This is a genomic window from Ensifer sp. R-19 (assembly GCF_049905105.1).
GTDB lineage: Bacteria > Pseudomonadota > Alphaproteobacteria > Rhizobiales > Rhizobiaceae > Ensifer.
In genome coordinates this window covers 402,664-411,221 of the sequence record NZ_CP184570.1, presented here as the reverse complement: position 1 = coordinate 411,221, position 8,558 = coordinate 402,664, and the positions used below count along the sequence as shown (strand labels likewise).

Annotated in this window: 7 protein-coding genes; 3 read left to right on the top strand and 4 right to left on the bottom strand. The window is 60.4% G+C overall.

Features of this window, described 5'->3' with window-relative positions; all coding sequences use genetic code 11:
- Nucleotides 1-623: 623 nt before the first annotated feature.
- Nucleotides 624-1,922 (top strand): S41 family peptidase, encoded by a 1,299-nt coding sequence (locus tag ACN9MO_RS21345; protein ID WP_112994929.1) that lies wholly within the window; start codon nt 624-626, stop codon nt 1,920-1,922.
- 65 nt (nt 1,923-1,987) lie between these two features.
- Here ACN9MO_RS21345 and ACN9MO_RS21340 read toward each other — a convergent pair whose 3' ends face one another.
- Nucleotides 1,988-2,833 carry a class I SAM-dependent methyltransferase gene (locus ACN9MO_RS21340; RefSeq protein WP_057249559.1) on the bottom strand — a complete coding sequence of 282 codons (846 nt, stop codon included), beginning with the start codon at nt 2,831-2,833 and terminating at the stop codon, nt 1,988-1,990.
- Nucleotides 2,834-3,038: 205 nt separating this feature from the next.
- Between ACN9MO_RS21340 and ACN9MO_RS21335 the strand changes: the two genes are divergently transcribed.
- Nucleotides 3,039-4,847: an ABC transporter ATP-binding protein/permease gene (locus tag ACN9MO_RS21335; RefSeq protein ID WP_113737178.1), complete on the top strand. Its 1,809-nt coding sequence runs from the start codon at nt 3,039-3,041 to the stop codon at nt 4,845-4,847.
- Nucleotides 4,848-4,947: 100 nt separating this feature from the next.
- On the opposite strand, the gene ACN9MO_RS21330 is transcribed toward ACN9MO_RS21335, so the two are convergent.
- Nucleotides 4,948-5,775 carry a bifunctional allantoicase/(S)-ureidoglycine aminohydrolase gene (locus tag ACN9MO_RS21330; RefSeq protein WP_057249556.1) on the bottom strand — a complete coding sequence of 276 codons (828 nt, stop codon included), beginning with the start codon at nt 5,773-5,775 and terminating at the stop codon, nt 4,948-4,950.
- 67 nt (nt 5,776-5,842) lie between these two features.
- Entirely contained in the window at nt 5,843-6,529 is a 687-nt protein-coding gene (locus tag ACN9MO_RS21325) for a GntR family transcriptional regulator (RefSeq protein WP_057249554.1), read from the bottom strand.
- 302 nt (nt 6,530-6,831) lie between these two features.
- Here ACN9MO_RS21325 and ACN9MO_RS21320 point away from each other — a divergent pair, with 302 nt between their 5' ends.
- Nucleotides 6,832-7,566: an aspartate/glutamate racemase family protein gene (locus ACN9MO_RS21320; protein WP_057249553.1), complete on the top strand. Its 735-nt coding sequence runs from the start codon at nt 6,832-6,834 to the stop codon at nt 7,564-7,566.
- Nucleotides 7,567-7,637: 71 nt separating this feature from the next.
- On the opposite strand, the gene ACN9MO_RS21315 is transcribed toward ACN9MO_RS21320, so the two are convergent.
- On the bottom strand, nt 7,638-8,288 hold the full coding sequence (locus ACN9MO_RS21315; RefSeq protein WP_057249551.1) for a YceH family protein: 651 nt from the start codon (nt 8,286-8,288) through the stop codon (nt 7,638-7,640).
- Nucleotides 8,289-8,558: the final 270 nt, after the last annotated feature.

The following is an 8,558-nucleotide window of genomic DNA, read 5'->3' as shown; positions in this document are numbered from 1 at the left end:
CATCCTGTGCGGCTGACTTTCGGCGGAGGTGTCGGGAATTCTTGGAATCAAGCATCGACGACAGCGGCATGCCACCCTCCCGCGTTCAAAGCTGTAATGAAACCCCTATATTCGAATGTTAACAAACTCTAATGCGGAAAGACAAGCCGTAATCTTTCGCAGTCAATAAATCTTCATAATCCGCTAGATTTTTACTTAAACCGGAAAGCATATGACAACTGCGTTGCAGAATTTTCATAATAGATCTGTCGCCATTAACGGATTGGTTTGAATGGATTTTATAGCTCCTACGAGCTAATCCGGCCGCCTCTTTTTGATGACCCAAAGTGATCAGAGGCCCGATCTGCTCAGCGCCGCTTCGTCCGCCACATGACCGCCATTCGGGTGTCCATTAATCGCTTCGCGTTTAACGAGCGATAAAATTGCAATCACCAATTGCGCGCAGATAGTCTACGATCGTTGCGATGCCTTGCCTGCCTCCGGGAACTCCGATCTGAAAACGAGCGGAACCAGACAGGGCGGACGGTGTCCGCTGCCGAGATCACGCGATTTTGCAAGCAGGCCGCCTCCCAAGAAGCCGTGTTTGGCCGATAATCGAGCGATCGGAAACCGGAGGACGAGCTATGCGCCCTGGCTTCGCAGGTACGTTGCTGACCATTGCGTTGCTCCTGTCGGAGCCGACTGCTCTTCATGCAGTCGACGTCACGCGTTCGGGCCAGCCTGTGTTTGACCGCGTCGTCGAACTGGTGGATGAGGAATTCTACGACACAACGGCGCTGGCCCGCTTCAACGCCGCTGCCCGAGCACAAATCGACGGGAGGTTGCACTCGATCGCGACCACGAGCTCACCCAGCGACGTCGACGACGCGATCACATCGGTCCTTTCCAGCCTTCGGGTCTCGCATACCGGACGCTACAAGCCCGATACGATCGACTATTTCGAACTCTCCGACATTTTCCGTTTCGCAATCCGGAATGACGTGCGCCGCCTCTTTCCGCCGGATGGCGAGGTCCGCTATCCCGGCATCGGCATGGTGACGGCCGTTGACGGTGATCGTCGCTTCGTTGCCGATGTCTACGATGGATCGCCCGCCGAGAAGGCCGGCCTGCTCGTTGGTGACGAGATCCTGTCGGTTGACGGGCTTCCCTACCGGGAAATCGGCTCTTTCGCCGATAAGGTAGGTAGAAGCGTCGAGATCCGGCTTCGACGCCATCGCGATGCCGCATCGATTTCGGCGAAAGTCCAGGTGGAGCGCTTGCGGCCGCTGCCGATGTTCGAGCGGGCGATCGACAAAAGTCTTGCACTCAGCGAACGCGATGGCCACAAGATCGGTTACGTGCGGATGTGGACGCTCTCAACGCGCAATGGCCTCAATATTGTCGCGGAAGCCCTTGCGACCGGCCGCCTCAAGAACGCCGAGGGTGTTGTCGTTGACTTGCGCGGGCGCTGGGGTGGTGGCCCTGCCGATGCGGCGGAGCTTTTCGTTGGCGACACGCCGTCCTTCCGGTTGGTGCCGCGCCGCGGGGATGCGACACTCGCAAACTTCCGTTGGCGAAAGCCGGTAATCGCGCTGATCGATAAAGGTACGCGCAGCGGCCTGGAGCTCTTCGCCTACTCCCTCAGGCAGAATGCCATCCCGCTGGTCGGTGAACGGACGGCGGGCGCCCTGCTCGCAGGCCGCGCCTATGTCTTGCCGGATGACAGTCTGCTCGAACTCGCGGTTTCCGATGCGGTGATCGACAACGACCTTCGGCTCGAAGCTGTTGGCATCGAGCCGGATATTTCGGTGGCGTCGCCGCTTGCCTATGCGGCAGGAAGGGATCCACAGCGGGAGGCGGCGGTCAACGAGATGGCCAGGATGCTCGCCGCCGGTAAAAATGGCCGGATTTCCGCGCCACTCGACCCAGCGCTGACACGCTAGTCCGCGCAATGTTCATGCCCCAGGCGCGTCACGCCAAAGCCTCGAGCGCAAGCGCGCTCTAGCGGCTAACACGTACCGGCGACGACTGTCGCGGTCGAGCGCAATTCGACTTTGCCCGCCCGGATCGACTGCCGGGCAAGATCCAGAACCTCAGCCTTGATACGCTCCCGCGTTGCAATATCCGCCTGGCCCAATCCCGCGACCACGGGTGCGGCGATTTCGGTCATGAAGGTCCAATAGTCTTCGGGCGTGTCGTGAACCATCGTGGTCGTGACCTCTTCCTCACGGACGTCTCGCAGGCCCGCGTCAGTAAAGACGGCAGTCATCAGGCCCTCGGGCGCACAGCGGAACAGGCCGGGGGCTCCCGCCGGCGGTTTCGGCATTTCCACGTGGCGCGCAATGGTCGACATGATCGTCGTTGCCCAGATGTTCTTGTCAGGCGAGGCCCAGACGGCAGCACAAACACGTGCACCCGGTTTCGCGACCCGCTTCAATTGTTCGGCTGCTGCCGCAACATCAGGGAAAAACATGAAGCCGAACCGGCAAAGAACAGCGTCGAACGTCGCGTCCGCGAAAGGCAATGCACCGGCCTCGCAGATCCTGGTTTCAAAATTCGTCAGACCGCGGTTCCTGGCGTTTTCGCTCGCCACCTGAAGCATGCGCTCGGATAGATCCGTGACGGTGACGCGCCCGTTCGGGATCGAGGCGGCGACGGTCAGTCCCGGCTCGCCTGTCCCGGCAGCGACGTCAAGCACCTGATCGCCGTCTTTGATCGCTGCTTGGCGGATCATCGCCTGGCCGAAGGGGGCAAGCCAGCCGAGAACGAGAGCGTCCCATTTCTTCCAGCCGGCTGAAAAGCGGTCCCAGGTTTCTCTTTGCTGATCGCGGATTTGATCGAGATGCGCGGACATACTGGTTCCTCCCTTGGAGCCGTTTTTCGACCTCGTTTGGCGAAACTATGAACCCGCTTTCGGATGGTACAAATCAATTTTGCGCCGGGATACGAGGGCCTTTGTGACCGCGGTTACATGTGAGCTTAGACAATCCGCTCTAGGGTGAGAGCGTAAGGCACGCTATATTCCAAGTAAAGATACCGGGAAGGAGAGATTCGCACCGATGTCGAACCGGACGAACGTCAAGAATAGCGGCCGGATAGAGCCCAGCGACGAACAATCCCTCGGTGATCAATTGCGGATGATGCATCGGGCTTTCATGGCCTCGCCGCTACGCAACAAGATCATTTGGCTCAGCATAACCATCGTCGTTGTCATCGTTGTGACAGCCTTCGGCCAGATCATCCTCAATCGATGGTACAAACCGTTCTACGACACGCTCGAGCGACGCGACCTGCCCGCCTTTCTTCATCAGTTGGTCGTCTTCGCCCAGATCGCTGGCGTGCTTCTCGTCCTCAACGTCCTGCAAACCTGGCTCGGACAGGTCATCAAGCTGCGCCTGCGCGAGGGCCTGACGGAAGATCTCATAACCGAATGGATGCGCCCCTCGCGCGCGTTTCGTCTGGCGAACGCCGGCGCAATCGGCATCAACCCGGATCAACGCATCCATGAGGATGCACGCCACCTGACCGATCTGTCAGCCGGGCTTTCAATCGGGCTTTTCCAATCGGGTATTTTGCTGGTGAGCTTCATCGGCGTGTTGTGGTCGCTGTCCGACGGCTTCGTCTTTCATGTGTCTGGCTACGCCTTCGCCATTCCCGGCTATATGGTCTGGGCCGCCATTCTCTATGCAGGCACGGCCTCGTGGCTAAGCTGGCTGGTCGGCCGTCCGCTGGTGGCGCTGAACGGTGAACACTATGCCCGTGAGGCGGCGCTGCGCTTCTCGCTGATGCGCGTTAACGAGCATATCGAGGCGGTGTCTCTATCTTCAGGCGAGGCCAATGAAAAGAAGCGCTTGCAGCGCGATCTCGCCTCGGTGCTCGAGATCAGCTACGGCCTGTTGCGCGCGGTGACACGCCTGACCTGGGTGACGGGCAGTTATGGCTGGATCACGGTCGTTGCCCCGATCGTCATTGCGGCGCCGGTTTACTTTGCCGGCGACCTGAGCTTCGGCGGGCTGATGATGGCGGTCGGTGCCTTCAACCAGGTGCATGCGTCGTTGCGCTGGTTCGTCGACAACATCGGCGCGATCGCCGACTGGCGTGCCACGCTGTTACGCGTTGCCGCCTTCCGTTCCGCATTGCTGATGACCGACGAAAGGCACGAGGGCGACAAACGTATCGACTTCAAGACGTCGGAAACGTCGCAGATGAGTTTCGACAATATCGAAATCGTCTCGCCGACGGGCTGCATCACGCTGCGGGAGCAGAGCGTGACAATCGATCCGGGCGAACGGGTGCTTGTCACCGGTGCGCCCGAGGTGGAGAAGGCGCCGTTCTTCCGGGCGATCGCTGGCCTTTGGCCCTGGGGTCACGGCCGCATTGCACTGCCGGTCGATGATGGCCTCGCCTTCGTTCCGAAGTCACCTTACTTCCCGCCCGGGACCCTGGGCGAAGTTCTCGCCTATCCAGGTCCAGCCGATAGCTACAGCAAGGGTGAACTTGCATCGGTGCTCTCCAAGGTCGGGCTTGGTCGCCTCAGCGGCCGGCTTGACCAGGATGCGCGAAAGCAGATGAACCTCAGCGAAGCGGAACAGCGCCTTTTGGCGATTGCCCGGCTCAGCTTGCACAAGCCGCGGTGGCTGATCATAGACGAGGCGCTCGACACGCTTGAGGACGACGCCTACCAGCGCGTTCTGAAATTCATGGACGAAGAACTCCAAGGTGTCGCGATCGTCAATATCGGACGCACCGAACGCGGCAATGACTTCTTCACCCGCGTGCTGCACCTCGACAAGAACCCGGCAGGCAATACGCTGCGGCGACTGCAGCCAAGGAGCCTTCAGCCCGTCGATCCGCAATTGGTGGATTGAAGCAAGCGAGCCATTCGGAAGCGCCAGTAACGCATTGAGGAAAATAGAAAACCGCGCATTCGTCGAATGCGCGGTTTTGCCTTACCTAGCGTAAGTTTCCTTAGCGCGCCCGCAGCTTCATATGGCGGTTCACGTCCTTGTAGAGCAGATAGCGGAACTTGCCCGGACCACCGGCGTAGCAGGCCTGCGGGCAGAAGGCGCGAAGCCACATGTAGTCGCCGGCCTCGACCTCGACCCAATCCTGATTGAGCCGGTAGACCGCCTTGCCTTCGAGCACGTAAAGGCCATGCTCCATGACGTGTGTCTCGGCGAAGGGAATGATCGCGCCGGGCTCGAACGTGACGATTGTCATGTGCATGTCGTGGCGCAGGTCCGCCGGATCGACGAAGCGCGTCGTCGCCCACTTGCCGTCGGTGCCAGGCATCGGCGACGGGGTGATTTCGGCTTCATTGGTGAAGATGGCTTCCGGCACAGGCAAGCCATCGACATACTCATAGGCCTTGCGCACCCAATGGAAGCGAACCGGCGCTTCGCTTCCATTGCGAACGCTCCAGTTGCTGGCCGGTGGAATGAAGGCGAAGCCGCCCGGCTGCATCTTGTGCGCCTTGCCGTCGAGCGTAACGGTCAGTTCGCCTTCGACGACGAAGATCGCGCCCTCGGCTCCCTCGTCCAGTTCGGGCTTGTCGCTGCCACCGCCCGGAGCGATTTCCATGATATATTGTGAAAATGTTTCAGCAAAACCGGAGAGCGGACGGGACAATATCCACAGCCGGGTTTTATCCCAGAACGGCAGATAGCTGGTGACGATATCCATCATCGTCCCCTTCGGAATAACGGCATAGGCTTCGGTGAAGACCGCGCGATCCGAAAGGAGTTGGGTTTGCGGCGGGTTGCCGCCATGCGGCGCATAGTAACTACGGTTGGTCATATCTTCCTTCAGTCTGCTGGCAGGCACCGCCTCCTCTTATCAGCGGTGCAATTGGTTCGTTTGAGCGTCAAAGCAAGGCGGTGCGAAGATCGCGGGGCTGATCCTTCTCCTCGTCCAGATCCAGTTCCGCTTCCACATGGTTCAGGTGTTCGGCCATTTCCTTGATCGCGCTCGCGACATCGCGCGCTGCGATGTGTTCGACTACGGCCAGATGTTCGTCCGGCCCGCAATTGTGAAGGTGGTTCGAACGGTACATCGCGGTGATCAAGGATGTACGGGAGACCAGGTCGCGCAGAATGCCGAAGAGAAAGGCCGAGCCCGAGAGTTCCGCGAGCAAAAGGTGAAAACCGCCCGAAAGCCGAACGATATCAGAGAGATTGCCGGATCGGCCGGCAATGCGCTCTTCCTCGATATGGCCTCGCAACCGGACGATATCCTTGGAGTTGGCGCGTTCACACAAGCGCTCGACGACGCGCTGCTCGATGGCCCGGCGGGCAACGAAGACATCGCGCGCCTCATCGACGGAGGGCTCGGAAACGAAGGCGCCGCGGTTCGGCATGATCGTCACCAGGCCGTCGCGCTCCAGCGCGGTCAGTGCCTGTCGGATGCGGGCCCTGCTGACGGAGAATATTTCGGCAAGTTGCTCTTCTTTCAAGCGCGTTCCCGGCCGTAGCCGCCGCTCTGCAATCGCAAGCCAGATCTTCTCGCAAATGATCGCCGTCGGAGCACCGGCGGCTTCGTCCGCGTTGTACATGAAATCTCCCTTAGCCGTTCGCTTACTCTCGCCGTGCGGCGCTCAAAGTCAATTCCATCAGCTGCAGTTAGATATTGACTACAAAATTGTAGACAATATTGTGTACCGCAACTTGATGTGCAATGGCAACTGCTTAAACACGACCGCGCGACCGGCCCGAAGCCGGGGCGCGATGCCACTTGAGAGCCCCGATGGACCTTAATTTCACTGAACTGCCGGACCAGGAGAGGGGCGTGATGCGCACTCTGGACACCACGGCCGACGTCCCCTTCGCACCCGTCCTCCGGAAAACGAGCTGATCCATGCGTCTCCTGCTCATCAACCCGAATTCCACTCGCTCCATGACCGAACAGGCGCATCGCAGTGCGGAGCGCGTCGCAGCACCTCATACCTTACTGGAGTCCATTAACCCTACGTCAAGCCCGGCCAGCATTGAAGGGCATGCCGACGAAGCCATGGCCGTACCGGCGATGCTCGCAGAGATTCGTAAGGGCGAGATGCGCGGCGTCGACGCCTATGTCATCGCCTGCTTCGATGACCCGGGCCTTGGTGCTGCGCGTGAGATCGCACGTGGTCCGGTGATCGGCATCTGTCAGGCGGCCGTGCAAGTGGCGATGAACATCGCGACCCGCTTTACGATCATCACCACCCTGCCCCGTTCCGTGCCGATCATCGAGGATCTGGCTGACGCCTATGGTGCCGGTCATCGCTGCCGCAAGGTCCGTTCGGTGGACATGCCGGTGCTGGCGCTGGAAGAGGACCTCGCCCATACCGAGGAGATGCTGGTGCAGGAGATCCTCAAGGCGCGGCAGGAAGATGGTGCTGAAGCAATCATTCTCGGCTGCGCTGGCATGTCAGAGCTCTGCGACCGCCTGAAGGCGCGCACCGGCATGCCTGTCATCGACGGCGTGACCGCTGCGGTGAAGCTAGCCGAAGCGCTGGTCGGCGGCGGCTATGCCACCTCAAAGGTCGGCGCCTATGACTATCCCCGTGCCAAGGAAAACCCGGCCTGCAGGCTGGCTGACGTCGCCGGCTAAATCTTAAGCCTTTACGGGCCACCGGGCGGCACCCCGTCCGGTAGCGCTCGCGCTGGTGCCGATTGGCTAGATCAGCGCATCAAGGCGTCAAGCTGCTCCTGCAGCGTCGCCACCTTCTGCTCGAGCGCTTCCAGTCGTTCTTCGAGGGCGGATAGCGCCGAGCCACTCGGAGCCGAAGACACCACAGCCCTCTCGGCAGCCGGCTGCTCGACTTCACCGCACAGCAGATGCGCGAAGCGGTCCTCGCGCTGACCGGCGCCTCGGTTCAATTGAACGATCAGTGGCGGCCGGCGGCCCATCATCAGATCGAGATTGTCCTTCAGCTCCTCGATCGAGGAGAACCGCGCCATGCGCTCGCTGCGTGCCCAGAGCTCGTAAGCGGTCTGCGGACCGCGAAGAAGCAGAAGACCCAGCATGACGATCTGCGGCGAGGTCAGCGAGAAGCGGTTGGCTACCAGGTGCTCGTAGCGCTCGACCCTGGACGCAAACGCCTGGCGGACCAACCCCTTCTGCGCCAGCGACGAGAGCGCGCGGTGGACGTCAACCTGTTCGACCGCCATGACGGGATCGCGGGCCGTCTTCTGGTTGGCGGCTGCATGCGCCGAATTGAGCGTCAGCGGGTAGACGTCGGGCGTCGTTTCCTTCTTCTCGATCAGGCAGCCGAGAATGCGGGCTTCAACGGCATTGAGGATGGGGAAATCGGTGTCGGAGGTCGTGTTCATAAGCCAACTCTTCAAATCAACGCATTCGATCCCAACCGAGCCCCCCAAGCGGAGTGCAGCCCGGCTTTCGGCCCCTACCCTAACGTGAGTGTCGAAGCCCGGAAATGGTCATCGGTCTATTTCGTTGAATTCCGGTTAGCACCGTAGCATTCGCCTGACGACAGGGATACGAAACACGGTCGTCCGCAATTCGGGTCGCCTGAACATCGGCCGAAAAAAGAGGCTCCGCGACTGACACGACACGGAGCCCAAGGCTTCAGGGAACTCGAT